The sequence below is a fragment of the Methylobacterium nonmethylotrophicum genome (assembly GCF_004745635.1).
GTDB classification, from domain to species: Bacteria; Pseudomonadota; Alphaproteobacteria; order Rhizobiales; family Beijerinckiaceae; genus Methylobacterium; species Methylobacterium nonmethylotrophicum.
Genome location: NZ_SRLB01000009.1, coordinates 180,757 through 202,021 on the forward strand (window position 1 = coordinate 180,757; position 21,265 = coordinate 202,021).

Annotated in this window: 18 protein-coding genes, 1 tRNA gene and 1 pseudogene; 11 read left to right on the forward strand and 9 right to left on the reverse strand. The window is 72.4% G+C overall.

The features are described 5' to 3' along the window. Window positions 1-154 precede the first annotated feature (154 nt). Both EU555_RS14115 and EU555_RS14120 read left to right on the forward strand, forming a co-directional pair. On the forward strand, window positions 155-1,165 hold the full coding sequence (locus EU555_RS14115) for an alpha/beta hydrolase (RefSeq protein WP_135415274.1): 1,011 nt from the start codon (window positions 155-157) through the stop codon (window positions 1,163-1,165). Window positions 1,166-1,490: 325 nt separating this feature from the next. Then, complete coding sequence (locus EU555_RS14120) at window positions 1,491-2,426, forward strand: alpha/beta fold hydrolase (protein ID WP_205820925.1); 936 nt, start codon at window positions 1,491-1,493, stop codon at window positions 2,424-2,426. Between the two features lie 100 nt (window positions 2,427-2,526). On the opposite strand, the gene EU555_RS14125 is transcribed toward EU555_RS14120, so the two are convergent. Further along, complete coding sequence (locus EU555_RS14125) at window positions 2,527-2,763, reverse strand: hypothetical protein (RefSeq protein WP_135415275.1); 237 nt, start codon at window positions 2,761-2,763, stop codon at window positions 2,527-2,529. 141 nt (window positions 2,764-2,904) lie between these two features. Between EU555_RS14125 and guaA the strand changes: the two genes are divergently transcribed. Then, the gene (gene guaA / locus EU555_RS14130; RefSeq protein WP_135415276.1) at window positions 2,905-4,461 is read left to right on the forward strand and encodes a glutamine-hydrolyzing GMP synthase; all 1,557 of its coding nucleotides are present in this window, start codon (window positions 2,905-2,907) and stop codon (window positions 4,459-4,461) included. Window positions 4,462-4,611: 150 nt separating this feature from the next. After that, window positions 4,612-6,711, forward strand: coding sequence for a putative bifunctional diguanylate cyclase/phosphodiesterase (locus tag EU555_RS14135; protein WP_135415277.1), 2,100 nt, complete (start codon window positions 4,612-4,614; stop codon window positions 6,709-6,711). 27 nt (window positions 6,712-6,738) lie between these two features. On the opposite strand, the gene EU555_RS14140 is transcribed toward EU555_RS14135, so the two are convergent. Next, window positions 6,739-7,758 (reverse strand): TRAP transporter substrate-binding protein, encoded by a 1,020-nt coding sequence (locus EU555_RS14140; protein WP_135415278.1) that lies wholly within the window; start codon window positions 7,756-7,758, stop codon window positions 6,739-6,741. Window positions 7,759-8,069: 311 nt separating this feature from the next. On the opposite strand from EU555_RS14140, the gene EU555_RS14145 reads away from it, so the two are divergent. From EU555_RS14145 to EU555_RS14155, 3 genes are all read left to right on the forward strand, one after another. Continuing rightward, window positions 8,070-8,834 carry a lysophospholipid acyltransferase family protein gene (locus tag EU555_RS14145; protein ID WP_135415279.1) on the forward strand — a complete coding sequence of 255 codons (765 nt, stop codon included), beginning with the start codon at window positions 8,070-8,072 and terminating at the stop codon, window positions 8,832-8,834. Between the two features lie 128 nt (window positions 8,835-8,962). Further along, a complete protein-coding gene (locus EU555_RS14150; protein ID WP_135415280.1) occupies window positions 8,963-9,292 on the forward strand; it encodes a GCG_CRPN prefix-to-repeats domain-containing protein in 330 nt (109 codons plus the stop codon). 229 nt (window positions 9,293-9,521) lie between these two features. After that, window positions 9,522-9,875 carry a hypothetical protein gene (locus EU555_RS14155; protein WP_135415281.1) on the forward strand — a complete coding sequence of 118 codons (354 nt, stop codon included), beginning with the start codon at window positions 9,522-9,524 and terminating at the stop codon, window positions 9,873-9,875. Window positions 9,876-9,882: 7 nt separating this feature from the next. On the opposite strand, the gene EU555_RS14160 is transcribed toward EU555_RS14155, so the two are convergent. After that, the gene (locus tag EU555_RS14160) at window positions 9,883-10,881 is read right to left on the reverse strand and encodes an extensin-like domain-containing protein (RefSeq protein ID WP_135415282.1); all 999 of its coding nucleotides are present in this window, start codon (window positions 10,879-10,881) and stop codon (window positions 9,883-9,885) included. Between the two features lie 109 nt (window positions 10,882-10,990). Next, window positions 10,991-11,851, reverse strand: a complete 861-nt coding sequence (locus EU555_RS14165; protein ID WP_135415283.1) for a DMT family transporter — start codon at window positions 11,849-11,851, stop codon at window positions 10,991-10,993. Window positions 11,852-12,198: 347 nt separating this feature from the next. On the opposite strand from EU555_RS14165, the gene EU555_RS14170 reads away from it, so the two are divergent. After that, the gene (locus EU555_RS14170; RefSeq protein WP_135415284.1) at window positions 12,199-13,590 is read left to right on the forward strand and encodes an aminotransferase-like domain-containing protein; all 1,392 of its coding nucleotides are present in this window, start codon (window positions 12,199-12,201) and stop codon (window positions 13,588-13,590) included. Window positions 13,591-13,618: 28 nt separating this feature from the next. On the opposite strand, the gene EU555_RS14175 is transcribed toward EU555_RS14170, so the two are convergent. Then, window positions 13,619-14,398 carry a hypothetical protein gene (locus tag EU555_RS14175; protein ID WP_135415285.1) on the reverse strand — a complete coding sequence of 260 codons (780 nt, stop codon included), beginning with the start codon at window positions 14,396-14,398 and terminating at the stop codon, window positions 13,619-13,621. Window positions 14,399-14,955: 557 nt separating this feature from the next. On the opposite strand from EU555_RS14175, the gene EU555_RS14180 reads away from it, so the two are divergent. Both EU555_RS14180 and EU555_RS14185 read left to right on the forward strand, forming a co-directional pair. Continuing rightward, window positions 14,956-15,810: an SDR family NAD(P)-dependent oxidoreductase gene (locus EU555_RS14180; RefSeq protein WP_135415286.1), complete on the forward strand. Its 855-nt coding sequence runs from the start codon at window positions 14,956-14,958 to the stop codon at window positions 15,808-15,810. Next, window positions 15,773-16,396 carry a TetR/AcrR family transcriptional regulator gene (locus tag EU555_RS14185; protein ID WP_135415287.1) on the forward strand — a complete coding sequence of 208 codons (624 nt, stop codon included), beginning with the start codon at window positions 15,773-15,775 and terminating at the stop codon, window positions 16,394-16,396. Before EU555_RS14180 ends, EU555_RS14185 begins: the two co-directional genes overlap by 38 nt. Before the next feature lie 27 nt (window positions 16,397-16,423). Here EU555_RS14185 and EU555_RS14190 read toward each other — a convergent pair. The 4 genes and pseudogenes from EU555_RS14190 to EU555_RS14205 form a co-directional block, all read right to left on the reverse strand. Beyond that, a tRNA-Leu gene (locus EU555_RS14190) sits at window positions 16,424-16,510 on the reverse strand. A 356-nt stretch (window positions 16,511-16,866) separates the two neighbouring features. Then, window positions 16,867-17,739 (reverse strand): annotated as a pseudogene (locus EU555_RS14195) (efflux RND transporter periplasmic adaptor subunit); the annotation flags it as partial. A gap of 10 nt (window positions 17,740-17,749) precedes the next feature. Further along, a complete protein-coding gene (locus tag EU555_RS14200) occupies window positions 17,750-17,944 on the reverse strand; it encodes a DUF1656 domain-containing protein (RefSeq protein ID WP_135415289.1) in 195 nt (64 codons plus the stop codon). Then, window positions 17,934-19,952, reverse strand: coding sequence for an FUSC family protein (locus tag EU555_RS14205; RefSeq protein ID WP_135415290.1), 2,019 nt, complete (start codon window positions 19,950-19,952; stop codon window positions 17,934-17,936). Before EU555_RS14205 ends, EU555_RS14200 begins: the two co-directional genes overlap by 11 nt. Before the next feature lie 101 nt (window positions 19,953-20,053). Between EU555_RS14205 and EU555_RS14210 the strand changes: the two genes are divergently transcribed. Continuing rightward, window positions 20,054-21,211, forward strand: coding sequence for a zinc-binding dehydrogenase (locus EU555_RS14210; RefSeq protein WP_135415291.1), 1,158 nt, complete (start codon window positions 20,054-20,056; stop codon window positions 21,209-21,211). Window positions 21,212-21,265: the final 54 nt, after the last annotated feature.

A 21,265-nucleotide genomic window follows, 5' to 3' on the forward strand; every position in this document is an offset into this window, starting at 1 on the left:
GTACGCGGCGCATCGTCCTGCCGGGACGGTATTTTTCTGCCGTGCATCTGCCGCGGCTTGGCTTATTCAGGGCAGGCCAAGGTTCAAGGGAGGCCAGGGCCCGCGGCCGCCAGGCCCGGGAGCCGCGAGGCCCGGAGAGTGTCGGACGGTCGGCATGGCGCTCCATCGCAGGACGTTGCTCACGGGAGCGGCCGCCCTCACCGTCGCGCCGGCCGCGGCGCAGCAGACAGTGCAGCAGGCCGTGCCCGTGGGAGCCGTGCCGACGGGGCATGACGGGCCGCCGAACGCGGCGCCGGGCGCCGCCCTCGAGACCCTGCGGCTCTGGCCCGGCGCGCCGCCGGGCGGCGGCGGCCCGAGCCCGGACGGGCCGCGCTTCGACGAGAGCCGGGAGGGGGTGATCACCGGCGTGGCCGAGCCCTGCCTCCTGGTGATGCGCCCGGCCCGGCCGACCGGCAGCGCGGTGGTGATCGCCGCCGGCGGCGGCTACCGGCGCATCGATATCGGGCACGAGGCGGTGCCGGTCGGGCGCTGGCTCAACACCCTCGGCGTCACCGCCTTCGCGCTGGTCTACCGGCTGCCCGGCGAGGGCTGGGCGGCGGGCGCCGACGCGCCGATCCAGGATGCCCTGCGGGCGGTGCGCCTGGTGCGGGCCCGGGCCCGGCGCTACGGCTACGAGCCGAACCGGATCGGGGTGTTGGGCTTCTCCGCCGGCGGCCACCTGATGGGCTCGGCCAGCACCCGCTTCACGGCGCCGCTCTACCCCGCCGTGGACGAGGACGATGCCGTCTCGGCCCGGCCGGACGTCGCGGCGCTCATCTACCCGGTCATCACCCTCAAGCCGCCCTTCGACCGCACCTCGAGCCGGCGCGTCCTCGTCGGCGACAGCCCGACCCGGGTCGCCACCGATGCCTACTCGGTAGAGACCCATGTCCGGCCTGAGGCGCCGCCGACCTTCCTGGCGCAGGCCGCCGACGATCCGATCGCCGTGGTCGACAATTGCCTCCTGATGTACGCGGCCCTGCGGGCCGTCGAGGTGCCGGTCGAGATGCACCTGTTCGAGCGCGGCGGCCACGGCTTCAATCTCGGGGTGCCGGGCTCGCCCGCGGCGGCCTGGCCGGGCCTGTTCGCGACCTGGGCCCGGCGCAGGGGGTTTTTTCGGGCGTAGCGCGGTTTTTCGACGGTCTTCCGGAGGATGGCGAAGTCGTGGGATCCCCTCTCCCGGCAATGCCGGGCTTGCCCGGTATCGCTCCAAGGTGTGGGAGAGGGGTAGGAGCGATCGACGTGTCGATGTTTGGGCAAGGGACGCGACGATTGTCGTGAGGGAGGCCGAGACGCCCAGACGAGGCTCCACCGTGGAGGCGCACCCGACAGGAGCCGATCGAGGAAACCGGATTTTCGAACGCCAGTCCCCGTCAAGGACTGCGCTTGCCCATACCGTGCCTTCCAATCCTGATTGACACGACCTCCGGCCCGGCCGCATCATCGCTCCCGTGACCGAGCTGCCCCCCGACCCGAACCTCTCCGCGCCCCTCCGCCATCTCCGGGGCGAGCCGCCGCCGGCGCCCGGCTGGTTCCGGGACGCGGTCGCGGTCGCGCCCGAGACCGGCCGGATCGCCGTGAAGGGCGCCGGCATCGAGACCCTTGCGTGGGGCGAGCGCGGCCGGCCGGGCCTGATGCTGCTGCACGGCAGCGGGGCGCATGCCGGGTGGTGGCGCTTCACCGCGCCGTACCTGGCGGACTCGTATCGGGTCGCGGCCCTGTCCTGGTCGGGCATGGGCGGCTCGGACTGGCGAGAATCTTACGACCTCGACACCTTCGCCGACGAGATCGAGGCGGTGGCAGAGGAGGCGGGGCTGTTCGCGGGCGCGGCGCCCGTGATGGTGGGCCATTCCTTCGGCTGCTTCCCGATGCTGATCGAGGCCGGGCGGGAAGCGGGTCGCTGGCGCGGCGCCGTCATCGTCGACCCGCCGATCTTCTCGCCCGAGCGCCGCACCGGGCGCCGGCGCGAGGACGGGCGGTTCTCGCCGCACCGGGTCTACCCGACCCTGGAGGAGGCGCTGGCGCGGTTCCGCTTCGCGCCGATGCAGCCCTGCGAGGCGCTCTACATCGCCGATCTCATCGCCCGGGAATCGCTGCGGGAGGTGGATGGCGGCTGGAGCTGGCGCTTCGACCCCTCGCTGTGGGCGCGGCTGGCGCTGCCCGACCGGGCCGAGATGGTGGCGGCCGCCCGCTGCCCCCTGGCGCTGGTGACCGGCGCCCGCTCCGACCTGATGCGGCCCGCGGACGCGGCCTATGTCCAGGGCCTGCTGCCGCCGGGCTCGGCCAGGATCGACCTGCCGGAGGCCTATCATCACGTGATGGTCGACCAGCCGCTCGCCTTCGTGGCGGGCTTACGGGCGCTCCTGGCGGTCTGGCCGAACGGATGAGGGCGGCCCCCTGTGGGGCCGCCCCGTCAGATTTCGGCGATCTCATGAAGATCGCCGCGATCCGAAGATCGCCGCGATCCTCATCAGATCCCGAGGGTTCTCAGAAGCAGCGGCGCACCTTGCGCACCACCACCCGGCCGAACGGGCCGCGGGTCCGGGTCACCTGGACCGTGCAGCGGGGACCGCGGCGCACCACCCGGCGGGTGACGTACTGCGCCTGCTCGATCGCCGCCGCGGGCGCGACGGTGCCGCCGCCGACGACCGGCATGGCCGAGGCCGGCGCGAGGCTGAGGCCCGTGGCGAGGGTGGCGGCGATCCCGAGGACGATGGCTCGCATGGCGAGGCTCCCTGTCTGGTGGGTTGGGGGGCGCCTCGTTCGCCCCTGCCGCCTGAACGTCCGGTTAATGCCGCCAACGCACCGGGGATCCGCGGCCCGACGCGTTGCGCCGGGCCCGGGCCTCGTCTAACTCATCGTCGCATGACGACCGAGCACGACAAGATCCTCATCATCGATTTCGGCAGCCAGGTGACCCAGCTCATCGCCCGCCGCGTGCGGGAGGAGGGGGTCTATTCCGAGATCGTGCCGTTCCAGGCGGCCGAGGCGGCCTTCGCGGCGATGAAGCCGAAGGCGGTGATCCTGTCGGGCGGGCCGGAATCGGTCACGGTCGAGACCTCGCCGCGGGCGCCGCAGGGCGTGTTCGAGGCCGGGGTGCCGGTGCTCGGCATCTGCTACGGCGAGCAGACCATGGCGGCGCAGCTCGGCGGCGAGGTCGAGGGCGGCCACCACGCCGAGTTCGGCCGGGCCGAGGTCGAGATCATCGCCGACAGCGCGCTGTTCCGCGGCGTCTGGCACGTCGGCGAGAAGTACCCGGTCTGGATGAGCCACGGCGACCGCGTGACGAAGCTGCCGGACGGCTTCACCACCGTGGCGATCTCCCCCAACGCCCCCTTCGCGGCGGTGGCGGACGAGGCGCGCCAGTTCTACGCGGTGCAGTTCCACCCCGAGGTGGCCCACACCCCCCACGGCGCGCTGCTCATCCGCAACTTCGTGCGCGACATCGCCGGCTGCACCGGCGACTGGTCGATGGCCGCCTTCCGCGAGGAGGCGATCGCGCGGATCCGCGCCCAGGTCGGCGGCGCGAAGGTGCTGTGCGGCCTCTCGGGCGGCGTCGATTCGGCGGTGGCGGCGGTGCTGATCCACGAGGCGATCGGCGAGCAGCTCACCTGCGTCTTCGTCGATCACGGCCTCCTGCGCCAGGGCGAGGCCGAGGAGGTGGTGCGGCTCTTCCGCGACCACTACAACATTCCCCTCGTCCACGTGCAGGCCGCCGACCTCTTCCTCGGCGAGCTCGCCGGGGTCACCGACCCGGAGGTCAAGCGCAAGACGATCGGGCGCCTGTTCATCGACGTGTTCGAGGCCGAGGCCAAGAAGATCGGCGGGGCCGACTTCCTGGCGCAGGGGACGCTCTACCCGGACGTGATCGAGAGCGTGTCCTTCACCGGCGGCCCCTCCGTCACGATCAAGAGCCACCACAATGTCGGCGGCCTGCCCGCCCGCATGAACATGAAGCTCGTCGAGCCCCTGCGCGAGCTGTTCAAGGACGAGGTCCGGGTGCTCGGCCGCGAGCTCGGCCTGCCCGAGGCCTTCGTCGGCCGCCATCCCTTCCCGGGGCCGGGCCTCGCCATCCGCTGCCCCGGCGAGATCACGGCCGAGAAGCTCGATGCGCTCCGCAAGGCCGACGCGATCTACCTCGAGGAGATCCGCAAGGCCGGGCTCTACGACACGATCTGGCAGGCCTTCGCGGTGATCCTGCCGGTCAAGACCGTCGGCGTCATGGGCGACGGGCGCACCTACGACCACGTCTGCGCCCTGCGGGCCGTCACCTCGGTCGACGGCATGACGGCGGATTTCTACCCCTTCGACATGGCGTTCCTGGGGCGGGTCGCGACCCGGATCATCAACGAGGTTAAGGGGATCAACCGCGTCACCTACGACATCACGTCGAAGCCCCCCGGCACGATCGAGTGGGAGTGAGCCGGCGGGAACGCGTCCCGCGGGACCATTTGGAAACCGTCCTGACGTAAGGCTGTGCGCCGGAACGGTCCTCGTCCACAACGCGACTCAACCTCCGGCATCAAATCGCATAGCCTGTCCCGATGAGACTGGGCGTGGCGAGGCTGTAGCATGATCGGGAGTGACGCGCGCGCGACGATGGCGGGGCGCCCCGACGAGCCGAGTCCCGCCCTTCACGACGCCTATTCGCGCCTGGTCTGGGACGTGACGGATCACGCCCTCTGCCTCCTTGATCCGGATGGTCGGGTTGCGGCGTGGAACCCGGGCGCCGAGCAGCTCACGGGCTACCGGGCGGCCGAGGTGATCGGCCGCACCTTCGCGTATGGCGAAGCCCCCGGAGAGGGGGAGGCCGCCCTCGCGGCGGCGCGGGAGGCGGGCCGCTACGAGACCGAGGGGTGGTGGCCGCGGCGGGACGGGAGCCGCTTCTGGGCTCACACGATCATCGCGGCGATCCGCGACGGCGACGCGGTCGCGGGCTTCGCGCAGGTGATCCGCGACCGCGGCGGCAGCGACGGAATCCCGCCGAAGACCGAGAGCGACCAGATCCAGGCGGTGGCGCTGATCCTCGACCTCGCCCTCTCGACGATGTCCCAGGGGCTGTGCCTGTTCGACGCCGGCCGGACGGCGCGGCTCCTCAACCAGCGCTTCTTCGAGATGTTCGCCGCAGCGGGCGAGCGGGACCTCATCGGCACGCCGATCGAGGCGATCTGGGCCCTCGCCTTCGGGGAGCCGGGCGTGCGGCGAGGCGTCGGGCACCCCGCCGGCCTCCTCGCCGGGCACGAGGCGTCGCTCGCCCGCGGCGAGACCGTGGTGGCCACGGCGCCGGACGGGCGCGCGATCGCGCTGGTGCGCCGGGGGGTCCCGGGCGGCGCCTTCGTGGTCACCTTCGAGGACGTGACGCGCCAGCGCCAGGCCGAGCTGGAGATCACCCGGCTCGCCCACCACGACGCCCTGACGGGCCTCGCCAACCGGGCGATGCTCTGGCGGCGCTTGAGCGAGGGCGCCCCCGAGGGCGTGATCCCGGGCGGCACCGCGCTGCTCTTCCTCGACCTCGACGGCTTCAAGGCGATCAACGACGACCTTGGCCACCAGGCCGGCGACGCACTCCTGCAGCAGGTGGCCGAGCGGCTGCGCCGGGCGGTGCCCGAGCCCGGGCTCGTCGCCCGGTTCGGCGGCGACGAGTTCGCGGTGCTGCTCCCCGGCAGCACGGGCGACTTGGCCGTGCCGCTCGCCGAAGGCCTGCTGATCGACCTCGCCCGGCCCTACGCGATCGCGCAAGAGCGCGCGCAACAGCGCGCGCATGAGCGGCCGTGCCACGTCTCGGCCAGCATCGGCATCGCCTTCGCGGAGGGCGGCACCACGCCCGACGCGATGCTGCGCCAGGCCGATTGCGCGCTCTATGCCGCCAAGGGCGCCGGCAAGGCGGCCTGGCGCCTGTTCACCCCCGCGATGGAGAGCGAGCGCAGCGAGGAGCTGCGCATCGAGCAGGATCTGCGGCACGCCCTGCCGGCCGGCCAGCTCAGCCTCGCCTACCAGCCGATCGTCGACCTGGCGCGCGGGGCGGTCGCCGCCCGCGAGGCGCTCCTGCGCTGGACCCACCCGGAGCGCGGCCCGGTCTCGCCCCGGCGCTTCATCCCGCTCGCCGAGAAATCGGAGCTGATCCGGACCCTCGGCTTCTGGGTGCTGGATCGGGCCTGCCGGGACGCCGCCGCCTGGCCCGACTCGGCCCGGGTCTGCGTCAACGTCTCGGTGCGCCAGCTCGGCGACGGCAGCCTGCCGCGGGCGGTGGAGGCGGCGCTCGCCAGCACCGGCCTCGCCGCGCGGCGCCTCGAGCTCGAGATCACCGAGACCGTTCTCAGCACCGCCAGCGGCGGCATTGCCGACGACCTGCAGCTCCTGCACGCCATGGGCGTGCGCATCTCCCTCGACGATTTCGGCGTCGGCTTCTCGTCGCTGGCCCGGGTTCGCGCCTTCCCGTTCGACCGCATCAAGCTCGACGGCTCGTTCGTCCGCGACGCCGTCGAGCGGCCGGATTGCCGGGCGATCGTCGGGGTGGTGGCCGAGCTCGGGCGGCGCCTCGGCATCGAGACGGTGGCGGAAGGCGTCGAGACCCCGGCCCAGCTCGCGGTGGTGCGCGAAGAGGGCTTCACGGAGGCGCAGGGCTACCTGTTCGGCCGCGCCGTCCCGGCGGCCCGCGCCGCCGGGAGCTGAGCGCCGCCGCGTGGGCGGCCGATGCGGTCAGGCGATCGAGCCGGTATGCTTCTCGAGCAGCGCCCAGGCGTCGTCGCCGAACTTGCCCTTCCACTCCTTGTAGAAGCCGGCCGCCTGCAGCTTGGCCTGGAACGCCTTGGTGTCGACGTCGTGGAAGGTCAGGCCGCGGGCCCGCAGGTCCTGCTCGGTCGAGATGTTGCGCTTGAGCGTCTCGGCCCGCTGCTCCACCGCCTGGGCGTTGAAGTGCTTGGCGACCACGGTCTTCACGTCCTGCGGCAGCCCGCGCCAGATCTTGCCGTTGGCGAGCAGCCAGAAGCCGTCCCACATGTGGTTGGTCTTCGAGAGGTGCTTCTGGACCTCGTAGAGCTTGGCCGTGTCGATCAGCGTCAGCGGGTTCTCCTGGCCCTCGGCGATCTTCGTCTGCAGCGCCGAGTACACCTCCGCGAAGTTGATCGTCATCGGGGCGGCGTCGAAGGCCTTGAACATCGAGGTCCACATCGGGCTCGGCGGGACCCGGATCTTGAAGCCCTTGAAGTCCTCGGGCTTCAGGATCGGCCGGCTCGAGGAGGTGGTCTGGCGGAAGCCGTTCTCCCAGATCCGCTCGAAGGCGAACAGGCCGGACTTCTCGATCTGCCCGCGCACATGGGTGCCGAGCTCGCCGTCCATCGCCGGCCACAGCTTGTCGTAGCCGTTCCAGGCGAAGCCGACGCCGCTGATCGAGGCCCCCGGCACCAGGGTCGCGAGGATCAGGGGCGAGAGGGTGAACAATTCGAGCGCGCCGGAGCGCAGCTGGCTCAGCATGTCGGTGTCGCCGCCGAGCTGGTTGTTGGGAAACAGCTTGACCTCGACCTTGCCGCCGGTCTCGTCGCGGATCGCGTCCGCGGCCTTGGTCATGTAGATCGTGAGCGGGTGGCTGATCGGCGCGTTGTTGGCGGCCTTCAGGCTGAACTCGGCCGCGTGCGCCCGGGTGATGCGCAGCACCGCCGGGCCCGCGACGGCGCCGGCGACGGCGAGATGCAGCGCGCGGCGGCGCGTGAGCGTGGTCATGACGTCCTCCCTCTCGGTGTGTCCTGTCGGGTCCGGCCCGATGGCGTTCCCCGCGTCTCGTGCGCGGATCCGCCGCCGCTTAAAGCACGTTTTTCCCGATCCGGCATCCGCCGCCGCGTCCGCTCCGGGCGCTCGCCGGCGGCCCGGCGGCGCAGTCCCGGCAAGCGCGTTACGTGCGCGGCGAAATGCTCTAAGGAGGGGCCTCCGCAGCATGCGGGCGGCGCTTCGACCGGGTGCCGCACCTCTCGTCCGCCCCGCGGGCGGGCCCGAGGCGCTCGGGCCGGATCCGAAGGTTCGCCGCGTTCCCCGCCATGTCGTCCGTTCTCTCCTTCGCTCGCTCGCTCCTGTTCACCGTCGCGTTCTACCTCGTCACCGCCGTGATGATGATCGGCGGCCTGCCGGCTCTCGCCACCCGGCGCGGGGTGCTGTGGCTCGCCCAGACCTGGGCGCGGGTCGTCCTGCGGCTGCTCCACGGCATCGTCGGCCTGAAGGTCGAGTTCCGCGGGCTGGAGCACCGCCCGGCCGGGGCCGTGCTGGTCGCCGCCAAGCACCAGTCGGCCCTCGAGACCCTGGCCCTCGTCACCGTGCTCGACGACTTCACCTACATCCTCAAGCGCGAGCTGATGTGGCTGCCGCTGTTCGGGTGGTACCTGGCCCGCGGCGAGATGGTGGCGATCGACCGCTCCAAGGGGTCCCGCGCCCTGGCGCTGATGAACGAGGAGGCCGCCGCCGCCATGGCGGACGGCCGCCGCCTGATCATCTTCCCCGAGGGCACGCGGCGCGCGCCCGGCGCGGCACCCGCCTACAAGTACGGCGTCGCGCACATGTACGACCGGCTCGGCGTGCCCTGCCTGCCGGTGGCGCTCAACACCGGGGCGTTCTGGGGCCGGCGCCGCCTGACCTACCGGCCCGGCACCGCCGTGATCGAGTTCCTGCCGGCAATCCCGCCGGGTGTGCCCCGCGACACCTTCTTTGCCGACCTGCAGGAGCGGATCGAGACCGCCTCCGACGCCCTGCTGCGCGAGGCCGGCCTGCCCGGTTCGGCCCGCACCGCCCTGCGGGCGCAGGAAACCTGAGCGTCGCTTCCGGAGCGGTGCAGGCACGGTCGCGGCGAGATCTCCGCGACCGAACATGAACTCTTCGTAACCTGCGAAACGATCGCGCCGCCTCGTGCATTTCATGGTCCTCACAACAGGAGGCCATCATGCGTTGGACAATGGCTGCGGGCGCCGCGATCCTGTCCCTCGGCGCCCTCGTCGGTACAGGCACGACCGCGGAGGCGCGGGACGGCTGCGGCCCCGGATTCCACCGGAACTGGCACGGCTGGTGCCGCCCGAATTTCGGGCCGCGGGTCTATTACGCGCCGGTCCGCTACCGGCCCGTCGTCTGGGGGCCGCGCTGGGGCTACGGCGGCTGGCGCCGGGTGGGCTGGCACCACGCTGGCTGGCACCGTCCTTGGGGCTATGGCGGCTGGCACCGCGTCGGCTACCGGCCGGGCGGCTGGGGCCATCACGGCTGGCATCACCGCTGGTGAGCGAGGGCGGCGGCCGGGCGACCGGCCGCCGCACCCTTGTCCGTCTCCCTGGCCCCTTCCGCCCTTGCGCCGCGCGACCCGGCTCTCCAGATCCCTCGTGATGGCAGATCTCCGTGCTTGACGGACCTCCGGAATCGGAACTAGGCTGGAACAAATGGCGAACAAACGAGCCCTGTCCTGGTCGGTGGCGATGCGGGACATCCAGAATGACCGCGCGAGGAGGTTGGACGTGCGTGAGGAGCGCCTGAGAACGGCCACGAGCCTGCGCGGCACCCCGGCCCTGCCGCTGAGCGCCTGGCGCGGCCGCTCCGGCCGCCGCTACGTGGTGGGGATCCACACCCTCGACGACGATCCGGCGGAGGTCGGCGAGGCCGTGGTGATCGCGGTGCGCCGCGACGGCGACGGCACCGCCGAGCTGGTGGCGGTCGCCGCCGCGGGGGAGAGCCCGCGCGAGCGCCTGGCCCGCGGCTGGCTCACCCGGGCCCGGGCCCGCGGTGCCACGGAGATGCATGTCCACCGTCTCGCCGAGGACGCCGCCGCCCGCCGGGCGGTGGTGGCGGATCTCGGCGGCGCGCCGGCCTGAGCGTTCCTCAGTAGATCGGCCCGGACGACCAGGTCGGGCTGGCGAGGGGCATCGGCTCCGGCAGGGCCCGGGGCTCGGCGGCGAGCGCCGGCCGCGGCGCCGGGGAAGGGGCGTAGGGGGGAGGGGAGTAGGCCTGGGCCGGTTGAGCGGGCGCCGGGCGCGGCGCGGCAGCGCGGGCGACGCGGGTGCCGGTCTCGCGGGCGCTCGTCGGGGTCAGGCCGTAGGGGTCGTCCTCCTCGACGTCGATCGGCGCCGGATCCGGGGCGGGCTGCCAGGCCGGAGGCTTCTTGCGGATGGGCGAGAGCGGCGTGCCGGGGGGCGGCAGGCGCGACTCGTACTTGATCAGCGGCTTGCAGATCCGGCGCAGGCCCCTCGGATCGTGCCGCGCCAGGTCGAGGTGCAGGTGGTCGTAGTGGTAGACGTTCGACCCCGGCGCCAGCACCGTGGTGAAGTGGTTGCAGGCCCCGAGAAAGACCTCGCGCAGGAAGCCCTGCTCGGCCTCGGTGCCGCGCCAGCCGCCCTTCACCGTCACCACGTAGCCGTCGGCGAAGCGGAAGGACATCACGTCGACGGCGTTGCCGAACGCGTGCTCGGAGAGCTTGGCGCCGACCTGGTTGTTGCGGCCGCGGCAGGCATAGGAGCCGGAATTGATCTCGACCACCGGCTGGCCGAAATAGACCTCCGCCGCCGGCTGCACCGTGCCGGCGAGCCAGGCCTCGACCTCCGGGATGATCGGGCAGGCCAGCGTCATCCGCTGCTTGAGCGCGACGGTGCCGCCGGCGAGCCGGGTGACCCGGAACGGGTGGACCATGCCGCAGACGCCCGGCCCGTCGATCTCCTTGACCGGCTGGATGTCCTCGCTCGGTCGAACGAGTTTCTGGGCGAGGCAGACCTCTTCGGCCTGATTCCGCCAGGGTTCGCGCTGCTCAAACCGGTTGAGCGCGCATCCGGTGAGCCCCAGGCCGAACAGCGTGAGGGCTGAGAACGCTACAATGCCACGACGCATCTGCAGAGGATGCGCAGGATCGCGTAAACACCCCGTCAACCGTCGCCGTCAGAGCTTGGCCCATGTTGGGGCGGCTCACGCGAACCGCGTCGTGGCTTGACCGGTTCGCTCACGCGAACCGTTTGGCCCCCGCGACGCAGAGCACCACCAGGCCCGTCACCGCGACCATCGACGGGGCGACCGGCTCCCCGAGGAGGAGGCCAGCCAGCGCCAGGCCGAGGAAGGGCTGGAGCAGCTGCAGCTGGCCCACCCCCGCGATGCCGCCGCGCGCCAGCCCCCGGTACCAGAACACGAAGCCGACCAGCATGCTGAACACCGACACGTAGGCGAGGCCGAGCCAGGCCGGGGCACTCACGCCCGCGACGCCCGCCGGCCGGGTCGCGAGGGCGAGGCCCGCCATCGCCGGCAGGGCGAGGACCAGCGCCCAGGAGATCACCTGCCAGCCCCCGAGCCGGCGCGACAGGGCCGCGCCCTCCGCGTAGCCCAGCCCGCAGAGCAGGATCGCGGCGAGCATCAGGAGGTCGCCGGCGAGCGAGCCCGGCCCGCCCTGGAAGAGCGCGAAGCCGGCCACCGCGGCGCTGCCGACGAGGGAGAAGAGCCAGAACGCCGCCCGCGGCCGCTCACCCCCGCGCAGCACCCCGAACAGGGCGGTGGCCAGCGGCAGGAGCCCGATGAACACGATCGAGTGGGCCGAGGTGACGTGCTGGAGCGCAAGGGCCGTCAGCAGCGGGAATCCCACCACCACGCCGAATGCCACGATGGCGAGCGACGCGAGATCGGTGCGCTCCGGCCGCTTCTGGCGCAGGCCCCACAGCAGGGCCGCCCCGAGGATGGCTGCGATCACCGCCCGGGCCGAGGTGAGGAAGAGCGGCGAGAAGCCCCCGACCGCCACCCGGGTCGCCGGCAGCGAGCCGCTGAAGATCACCACCCCGAGCAGCCCGCTGCCCCACCCGTCCGCCGACCGCTGCATCGCTCAAGTCTTTCGCGTTCACCCCAGGGCCATCCGAAGCAGAACCTATCGCGGGATCCCCTCTCCCGTTTGGGAGAGGGGTAGGGGTGAGGGTGACACGCTTCCGTGTAAAGCTCTGACCGACGTGCTGGCAGCTCGACGCTAAGCGACTCACACTGAAGCGTATCACCCTCACCCCCGGCCCCTCTCCCACACGGGAGAGGGGGGATCCCGCGCCACGTCCTCCTCACGAACAGCTCTGCGTCCTACGGGATAACTAAACCCGCCACTCTGGCACGCGAAGGCACGGTCCCGTACGGTTGCGCCGAACTGTATGGGTATCGAGAGCCGCACGATCGGAGGGCGCGATGGGGGAGGGCGGCCGTACCGCGACCGTGATGGCGGCGATCCGTCAGCGGATTGCCGCGCGGGGGCTCGCGCCGGGCGAGCGATTGCCGTCGATCCGGGGCCTGGCCACCACCATGGGTGTCTCGCCCTCGACAGTGGTCGAGGCCTATGAGCGCCTGGCGGCGGAGGGGGCGGTGCGCTCGCGCCCCGGCTCCGGCTTCTACGCGGCCGCCGCCGCCCCGCCGCTGACTCTCGCCGAGATCGGCCCGCGCCTCGACCGGGCGGTCGACCCGCTCTGGGTGTCGCGCCAATCCCTCGACGGCGAACCGGAGATCCCGAAGCCCGGCTGCGGCTGGCTGCCTCCCGACTGGATGCCGGTGGCGTCCCTGCGCCGCGCTGCCCGCAGCCTCGCCAGGGCCGAGGATGCGGTGCTCACCGATTACGGCGCCACGCGGGGGCCGCTGCCCCTGCGCCGGCTGCTGGCGCGGCACTGCGCGGAGGATGGCGTGAGCGTCGGCGTCGAGCAGATCCTGCTCACCGGGTCGGGCACGCAGGCGGTCGACCTGATCTGCCGCCTGCTGCTGCGCCCCGGCGACACGGTCCTGGTCGACGATCCGTGCTACTTCAACTTCCAGGCGCTGCTGCTCGCCCACCGGGCCAGCGTCGTCGGCGTGCCCTACACCGCGGCGGGGCCCGATCCCGACCGGTTCGCGGAGGCCGCGGCGGCGCACCGGCCGCGGCTCTACCTCACCAATTCCGCGCTCCACAACCCGACCGGCGCCACCCTCGCGCCCGCAATCGCCCACCGGATCCTCAACGCGGCGGCGTCGCACGACGTCACGATCGTCGAGGACGACATCTTCGCCGCCTTCGAGCCGGAGCCGTCGCCGCGCCTCGCCGCCCTCGACGGGCTCGACCGGGTGATCCGGATCGGCAGCTTCTCCAAGACGCTGTCGGCCTCGATTCGCTGCGGCTACGTCGTCGCGAAGGCGGAGTGGATCGAGGCGCTGATAGACCTGCAGGTGGCGACGAGCTTCGGCGGGGTGAGCCCGGTCGCGGCGGAGTGGGTCGCGGGCGCGCTCGGTGACGGGCAGCACCGCAAGCACCTCGAGGCCCTGCGCCGGCGTCTCGCCCGGGCGCGACAGGAGACGGCCGGGCAACTCGCCGGCCTCGGCATCCGGCCCTGGCTGATGCCGCGGGGCGGGTTCTATCTCTGGTGCACCCTGCCTGACGGGCGCGATGCGGCGGGCGTCGCCCGGGCGGCCCTGCGCGAGGGCGTGGTGCTGGCGCCGGGCGACGTGTTCAGCGTGTCGCGCACGGCCTCGCACTTCATGCGCTTCAACGTGGCGCAGATGGGTGACCCGCGGGTGCTGCCGGTGCTGCGGCGGGCGCTGGCCGCCCCGGAGGCGTGACGCCGGGCGGCGCCGGACCGGCGCGGGCTCAACCGAGGACCGGCTCGCCCCGGTTGGCCTGAGCGAAGAACCACAGCGTCAGCGCGACCCAGCCCGCCGCGACCAGCAGGACGGCGCCCACCGCCGGCGCCCGCGGCAGCGTCCGCTCGGCGATCAGCCCGGCCAGGGGCACGGCCTGCATCATGTGGGTGGCGAAGAAGTGCGGCACCCGCCGGTCGCCGACGGTCAGCGACCAGCCGGTAAGCGGCATCCGGGCAGCGCCCGGCGCCTCGAGCCCGACATGGCGCGTGAGCGCGCCGCCCATCCGGAACGCCACGATCAGCGTCAGCACGGTCCCGCCGATCAGGCCGAGGGCGACCGCGAGGCGCAGGGCCGGGCCGAACCGCGCCCCGGCATCGGCCCAGGCGACGGCGCCCACGATCGCTGCCGCGACCGTGATGACGACGGCGCCGACCGCCATCGCAGCGTACATCGCCGCGAGGAACGGCGTGTCGCGGTTGAAGTGCGACGCCTGCTGCCGCCCCGCCTGGACCATGATGTAGGCGACCTCGAAGCCGGTGGCGGCGATGGAGGCGAACGCGACCCAGCGCAGGAGCGCCCCGTCGCGCCACGTGCCGGCGAGGCCCGATGCGACGAGGGCCAGGGTCGCGCAATGCAGGGCGAGGGAGAGCTGGAACTTGATCGGCTTCACCCAGACGCTCTCGCCGCCGATCTGGCGCCCGTCGAGGAGCCAGGCGACCGAGGTCGCGGCGCAGAGCGCCAGCAGGACGCCCACCGTCCACCACCACAGAATCTCGGCCCGTTCCATCGCCCACCCCTTGTCTCGTCGGTAGACAGTGTCTACTCGATCGTGTAGACACTGTCTACCGCCGTCAGTCGCGACCCGCGGGCCTGTTCGGGAAAATGAAGGGGCGCGGGATCCCCCCTCTCCCGTGTGGGCTATCGCATTCACACAACCCGGTCTGATTGCTCTCCCCATTGAAGGGAGCGCGCCTCCCCTCCCCCTTGTCGGGAGGGGTAAGGGGGTGGGGGTGGTGCCGCGTAGAGCTGTGCGGTGCCTTCCGCACCACCCCCACCCCTATCCCCTCCCCACAAGGGGGAGGGGAAGTGCGCGCTTTTACAAAGGGTTGGACTTCAAAAGCGATGTGTGAATCTGCAAGCCCGTGTGGGAGAGGGGCCGGGGGTGAGGGTGACACGCTTCCGCAGAAAAACTCAGGCCGTCGTGCTGGCAGCTCAACGCTTGGAGCTAAACTCAGAACCGTATCACCCTCACCCCTACCCCTCTCCCAAACAGGAGAGGGGATCCCGCGCCTGATCTTTGAAAGACCTGCTATCGACCCCTTCACATCACGGGATATCGACGCCATGACCGCTTCTTCCCGAATCGCCGACAATCCCCACCATCGTCGCCTGCGCGAGCGTTACGGTTCCTGGGCGGTCGTCACCGGCGCGTCCGACGGCATGGGGCGGGACGTCGCCGCGCTCCTCGCCGCGGCCGGCCTGAACCTCCTCCTCGTCGCCCGGCGGGCGGCGCTCCTCGCCGAGCAGGCGGAGCACCTGCGCGCGGCCTGCGGCGTCGATGTGCGCACGCTCTCCATCGACCTCGGCCGGCCGGAGGACGTCGCGCGATTGATCGCGCACAGCGCGGAGCTCGACGTCGGCCTGCTGGTCGCGGCCGCCGGCTTCGGCACGTCGGGGCGCCTCATCGACGCCGACATCGGCCGCGAGGCCGAACTCCTGGCGGTCAATTGCGGAGCGGTGCTCAGGCTGTCCCACGCCTTCGGCCGGTACTTCGCCGCCCGCGGCCGGGGCGGGCTGGTGCTGTTCGGCTCCCTCGTCGGCCGGCAGGGCGTGCCGTTCGCCGCCCATTACGCGGCGAGCAAGGCCTACATCCAGTCCCTCGCCGAAGGGTTGCGGTTCGAGCTTGCGCCTCACGGCGTCGACGTGCTGTCGGTGGCGCCGGGCCCGGTCTCGAGCGGCTTTGCCGCCCGGGCCGCCCTGCGGATGGGCCGCGCGACATCCTCGGAGATGGCAGCGCGGGACATCGTCGCCGCGTTCGGGCGGCGCGGCACGGTGGTCCCGGGCGGGCTCGGCCGGCTCCTCACCAGGTCGCTCCGGCCGTTGCCGCGGGGGATCCGGGTGCGGATCATGGCCGGGATCATGAAAGGAATGGTCGACCCTCATGAGCGACACCGGACCGGCGAGGCGCGACCTGCGTGAGGCCTGCCTGGCGACCGCGCTCGCCATCGTCGGGGAAGAGGGCCTGGAAAAGCTGTCGCTGCGCGAGGTCGCCCGCCGGCTCGGCGTGTCGCACGGGGCGCCCTACAAGCACTTCCCGAGCCGCGACCACATCCTGGCCGAGATCGTCGCCCGCGCCTTCGCGGCCTTCGCGGCGCATCTCGACGCCTCCCCGCGGACGGGCGACGCGCGCCGGGACATGGGCGCGATGGGGCGCGCCTATCTCGCCTATGCGCTCGACCACCCCCTCGACTACCGGCTGATGTTCGGGACCCCGCTGCCCGATCCCGCCGACCACCCCGAGATGATGCGCCAGGCCCGCCACGCCTTCGCGCTGCTGAAGGAGCGCCTGCGGGCGGTGCACGCCGCCGACGGCCGAAGGTTCGACGACGGCCGTCTCGACCGCGACGCGCTGTTCGTCTGGTCGACCATGCACGGCCTCGCCGGCATCCTGAGCGGCGCCGCCTTGAGCCAGGTCGGCCTCCCGGACGAGGTGCTCGCCACCGCCCCCGAGCACGCCCTGTCGCTGATCGGAGCCGCGCTGGAGGGGAGCAAGGAGGGCTGGTGAGGCCCGATTCGCCTGCTCGCGTGAGGATGGTGCGGGCGGTCGGACTCGAACCGACATATCCGTGAGGACGGCGGATTTTGAGTCCGCTGCGTCTACCAATTCCGCCACGCCCGCGCGCGGTGAAGCCCCACTCCTGTGCCGTGCGAAGCGGGAGCGTGTCAATCCCGGGCGGAGCGGCCGCCGCCGTGGTCGCGGCGCGAGCCGTGCGGGTCTCGCGCCGGCGGCTCCTTCGCGGCCGGCGCCTGTTCCGGCGCCTCGTTGATGCCGGGCGCGATGCCGGGGGCGACCTGGTCGGGGGTCGGGCCCGCCTTCGGGTCGGGCTCCGGCAGGGTCGAGACGTCGTGCGGGCCCTTGACGGTGGTGGTGACGCCGGCCGGCGCGACGGCGGCATCTTCCGGGCGTTGCGGCCCGAGGCGGTCGACGAAGGCGCTGAACACGTCGCGCAGGCGGTCGCCGGGCTGGGCGTAGGCGCCGACCGAGACCGTCGCGGTCATGCCGGCGACGAGGGCGAGGTCCTTGGGCACCTCCTCGATGCGGATGCGCACCGGCACCCGCTGGGCGAGGCGGACCCAGGTATAGACCGGATCGACGCTCGGCAGCCCCTGCGTGCTCGCCGCCGCGTTCGGGGTGCTGATGCCGCGGGTGATGCTGTCGACCCGGCCGCGGATCGGCGCGGCATAGCCCATCAGCACCGCGGACGCCGGGTCGCCGACCCGGATATGGCCCATCTTGGTCTCCTCGAAGTAGCCGTCGATCCAGTACGAGTCGGCGTCGATGACCGAGATGTTGCGGGTGCCGGCGCTGGCGTAATCGCCGACCCGCAGGAGCAGGTTGGTGACGTAGCCGTTGACGGGGCTCCTCACCTCCGTGCGCTTCAGGTTGATCTCGGCCTGCGCCGCCTGCGCCTGGGCCTGGGCGAAGGCGGCCTCCGCCTGCTTGGCGGTACCGGCGAATTGCTGCTTCTCCTCGATCGAGGTCGAGACCGTGGTCAGCGCCTCGCGCCGCGCGGCCTGGGCGCGCTTGACCTGGAGGTCGGCGGCCCGGTTCTCGACGTCGGCCCTGGCCGAGTCGAGCGCGACCTTGAAGTCGAACGGGTCGATCACGTAGAGCACGTCGCCCTTGCGGACGTACTGGTTGTCGACGACGCGCAACTCGGTGATCTGGCCCGAGATCTGGGGGGCAATGCTCGCGACCTGCACCCGCACCCGCCCGTCCCGGGTCCAGGGCGCGGTGACGTAGTACTCCCAGACGATCAGGGACGCGGCGCCGGCGAGCACCAGCACCACGAGCGTCGCCAGGATCCGCAGCAGGCGCCGTCCCCGGGTCGTCCGCTTGACCGCCACGGCTTCCTCCTCAGACCAGCACGATCAGCAGCGCCAGGATACAGACGTAGATCCCCGCCTCGGCGAGCGGCGGGTTGGCGAACACGCGCTCGAACCGGATGAGGCGCAGGAGCGGCCGCAAGGCGAGCAGGATCGCCAGGGCGCCGGCCGCGTAGGCGACGAAGGGGGAGACCAGCACCCCGCCGATCGTCAGCTCATGAAACATCGCCCGCCTGGACCTTGGCCTGCCCGGACCCCCACAGGGCGAGCCGTCGCAGCACCCGGCCCTGGTCCGCAATGACATAGGACGCCGTGGCGAGGTCGGCCACAACCCGTGTTGCGGTGCGGCGCGATTCGGCCGGCCCGGTGCGGGCGGCGGCCAGCAGGGCGGCAGCGGCCTCGCGCAAGGACCCTGGCTCCGCCCGCCGCAGGGCGGCGCGGGCCTGCCCCACCGCGCGGTCATAGGCCGGCACCGCGGCGAGCCGGTTCAGGCCGGCCTGCGCCCCGGCAGCCGCGGTGTCGAGGGCCGCGAGCGCGAAGGCGTGCCGCAGGGTCGCGCGGCGCACGGCGCCGGCGGTGCCGGCCCAACCGGCGAACTGCACCAGGCGGTCGGCGTCGAGGTTGACCCGCTCCTCGGCCTCCTGCGGCTCGCCCGACAGGGCCTCGATCACGTCGGCCCGGGCGGCCTGGAGCGACCAGTGCCGGCGCTGGGCGTTGCTGGTCGGCAGCACGATCCGGATCACCAGGAACAGGATCAGCCCGGCGACGCAGAACAGGACCGAGGCATTGACGTAGGATTCCGCATTGTAGGGCTGCGGATTCGCGGGCGCCAGCACCACGGGGAAGAACACCAGCAGGATGAAGCCGAGGCTCGCCGTCGCCGGCCGCAGGCTGAGCAGGCAGGCGGTGACGATCACCGGCGCCATCGCGATCGCCAGCAGCGGGAAGCCCTGGCCGCCATCCAGCACGACGAACTCGACGAGGCCGGCGCAGGCCACGGCGAGCGGCATGCCCCAGAGCGCGCCGGTGGCGAAGCCCACCGGGTTCGGGTTGATCGAGGCGAGCGCCGCGAAGGCCGAGACCTGGAGCAGCGCCGACGAGGTGGCGGGCCAGCCGCTCAGCACGAAGAGCGTGGCGCTCACCGCGATCGTGATGACGACCCGGGCGGCGTTGCGCAGGGCGTCGGGAAAGTCGCGGTGCACCGGCAGGAGCATGTCGCGCAGCGGCGCGCGGCCCGTCTCCAGGGCCTCGATCCCGTCCGCGGCGAGGCGGTCCTGGCGCAGGAGGTCGATGGCGCGCCGGTGCAGCAGCACGGCATCGGGGTCGGCGTCGCCGCTCGCCGCCAGCGCGTCGAGGCGCGCTACGAGGTCGGGCAGGGTGTCACGGTCGCCGTCGAGGCCGGCCAGCACGCGCGCCCGAAGATCGTCCGGATCGCCGGAGCGCGCGACGGCGAGCGCGAAGGAGCGGGCGGCGGCGACCGACGCGAACAACGCCGCCACTGCGCTGCGGGCGCCCGCCGCCCGGTTCGCGCCGTCGTGGAACTCGGTCGCGACGACCCCGATCGCGTCGCGGGGCGCCGCGACGAGCCGCATCGCGTCGGCGGCGGCTTCCGGACCCGGGTCGCTGGTGGCAACGGCCCGGCGCACGACGTCGCGCACCGCGTCGCGGGCCTTCCCCATCCCGGCGCTCAGCTCGGGGAAGACGTAAGGCGCGCCGAGCGCGTCGTTGATGAAGGTGATCGAGACGATGCCGAGCGTGATCGCGGCGACGCGGGCGAGACCGGACTCGAACACCGATTGCGGCGCGTCGATGTTGTTGATCGCGATGATCGCCACCGTGTAGCCCGACAGCATGGCGCCGTAGGCCCTGGTGCCCTGGAGGTAGTTGGCGGTGAAGACGCAGAGGCCCATCCAGAGCGCGAAGGCGACCAGCATCTCGACCCGGTCCTGCCCGAACAGGGCGGTGAACAGGATCGCGACGGCGAAGCCGACGAGCGTGCCGAGGAACCGGTAGGCCGCCTTCGACAGGGCCTGGCCGCGCCGGGGCTGAGCCAGGATCGCCACCGTGACGGCGGCCGAGGACGCGCTCTCGAGCTCGAGCCAGAATCCGGCATAGAGCGCCAGCATCATGGCGAGCCAGATCCGCAGGGCGTAGGCGAAGGACGAGAGCGGCGGCGGCTCGATCCGGTCGAGCGCCGCATCGATCCAGCTCCGGCGTTCGGCCTCGTCAGGCATCGATTGCGCCCAGTCGAGCTGCTAGGGTGGCGCGAACCGGGCGACAGCGACCCGGTCCGCGGCCCCGCGCCGCGCCAGAACACACAGCCGAGGAAGCGCCGATGAGCAAGCCTGAGATCCGCGTGGCAACGTTCGCGGGCCCGGGGGCGGAGCCCGTGATCCAATCGGTGCCCTGGCCGAAGGTTCCGCGCAAGGCCGCGCTGATCAAGGTCGGCGCCTGCGGTGTCTGCGGCACCGACCAGCACATCCTCAAGGGCCATTGGCCCAAGCCCCTGCCGTGGCCCTTCACGCTCGGCCACGAGATCGGCGGCGTCATCGTCGAGAAGGGCGACGAGTTCACCGCCGACTTCATGGAGAAGCCGCTCCAGGTCGGCTCCAAGGTGATGATCCCGCCGCTGATGCCCTGCGGCCACTGCTATTACTGCGTCCACTATCCCGAGCAGGCCAACAAGTGCCTGACCCCGGTCTATTACGGGCGCTATCTCGGCTTCGACAAGGCGCCGCACCTGTGGGGCGGCTGGGCCGAGTACGTCTATGTCGATCTCGAGATGCTGCCGGGCACCAAGGTCTACAAATTGCCCGACGACATGTCGCTGCGCCTCGGCGCGCTCTCCGAGCCCCTGACCTCCTGCATCCGCGCCTTCAACCGGGCGACCCGGGCCGGGGGCTTCAAGTGGGGCGACACCGTCGTGATCCAGGGCTCCGGCCCGATCGGCATCCTCGCCGTGGCCGCCGCCCAGGAGATGGGGGCCGGGCGGGTGATCTGCGTCGGCGCGCCCGAGGAGCCGCGGCTCGCGCTCGCCCGCAGGTTCGGCGCCGAGGCCACCGTCGACATCACCAAGGTCACGACGCCGGAGGCCCGCATCGCCGCGGTGCGCGAGATCGTCGGCGGCTTCGGCGCCGACCTGGTGATGGACTGCTCCGGACACCCGACCGCTGGTCCCGAGGGCATCGAGTTCCTGCGCGACGGCGGCACCTATGTCGAGATGGGCCAGTTCACGGATGCCGGCAAGATCGAGACCTCGTGGCACCGGATCTGCTCCAAGGACCTGAACGTGCTCGGCTCCTGGGCCTTCACCGGCAACGACCTGCCGCTCGGCGTCGACATGCTCTACCGCGCCCGCGACAAGTATCCCTGGCTCGAGATGCAGACGGTCTACCCGTTCACGCAGGAAGGCGTGTCGCAGGCGGTGAAGGACGCGATGGCGATGAAGACCGTGAAGTCGACCATCGTGCCGTTCCCCGACCTCGTCGCCTGACCGGCCGAGGCGGTGGCGGGACGGACGCCGAGGCGCTAGGTCAGGGACCTCGAT

Bases quoted from the DNA above. Each gene is read 5' to 3' on its own strand.
- EU555_RS14115 (WP_135415274.1), top strand. From the start codon at position 155: ATGGCGCTCCATCGCAGGACGTTGCTCACGGGAGCGGCCGCCCTCACC.
- EU555_RS14125 (WP_135415275.1), bottom strand. From the start codon at position 2,763: ATGCGAGCCATCGTCCTCGGGATCGCCGCCACCCTCGCCACGGGCCTC.
- guaA (WP_135415276.1), top strand. From the start codon at position 2,905: ATGACGACCGAGCACGACAAGATCCTCATCATCGATTTCGGCAGCCAG.
- EU555_RS14135 (WP_135415277.1), top strand. From the start codon at position 4,612: ATGATCGGGAGTGACGCGCGCGCGACGATGGCGGGGCGCCCCGACGAG.
- EU555_RS14140 (WP_135415278.1), bottom strand. From the start codon at position 7,758: ATGACCACGCTCACGCGCCGCCGCGCGCTGCATCTCGCCGTCGCCGGC.
- EU555_RS14145 (WP_135415279.1), top strand. From the start codon at position 8,070: ATGTCGTCCGTTCTCTCCTTCGCTCGCTCGCTCCTGTTCACCGTCGCG.
- EU555_RS14150 (WP_135415280.1), top strand. From the start codon at position 8,963: ATGCGTTGGACAATGGCTGCGGGCGCCGCGATCCTGTCCCTCGGCGCC.
- EU555_RS14160 (WP_135415282.1), bottom strand. From the start codon at position 10,881: ATGCGTCGTGGCATTGTAGCGTTCTCAGCCCTCACGCTGTTCGGCCTG.
- EU555_RS14165 (WP_135415283.1), bottom strand. From the start codon at position 11,851: ATGCAGCGGTCGGCGGACGGGTGGGGCAGCGGGCTGCTCGGGGTGGTG.
- EU555_RS14170 (WP_135415284.1), top strand. From the start codon at position 12,199: ATGGGGGAGGGCGGCCGTACCGCGACCGTGATGGCGGCGATCCGTCAG.
- EU555_RS14175 (WP_135415285.1), bottom strand. From the start codon at position 14,398: ATGGAACGGGCCGAGATTCTGTGGTGGTGGACGGTGGGCGTCCTGCTG.
- EU555_RS14180 (WP_135415286.1), top strand. From the start codon at position 14,956: ATGACCGCTTCTTCCCGAATCGCCGACAATCCCCACCATCGTCGCCTG.
- EU555_RS14185 (WP_135415287.1), top strand. From the start codon at position 15,773: ATGAGCGACACCGGACCGGCGAGGCGCGACCTGCGTGAGGCCTGCCTG.
- EU555_RS14200 (WP_135415289.1), bottom strand. From the start codon at position 17,944: ATGTTTCATGAGCTGACGATCGGCGGGGTGCTGGTCTCCCCCTTCGTC.
- EU555_RS14205 (WP_135415290.1), bottom strand. From the start codon at position 19,952: ATGCCTGACGAGGCCGAACGCCGGAGCTGGATCGATGCGGCGCTCGAC.
- EU555_RS14210 (WP_135415291.1), top strand. From the start codon at position 20,054: ATGAGCAAGCCTGAGATCCGCGTGGCAACGTTCGCGGGCCCGGGGGCG.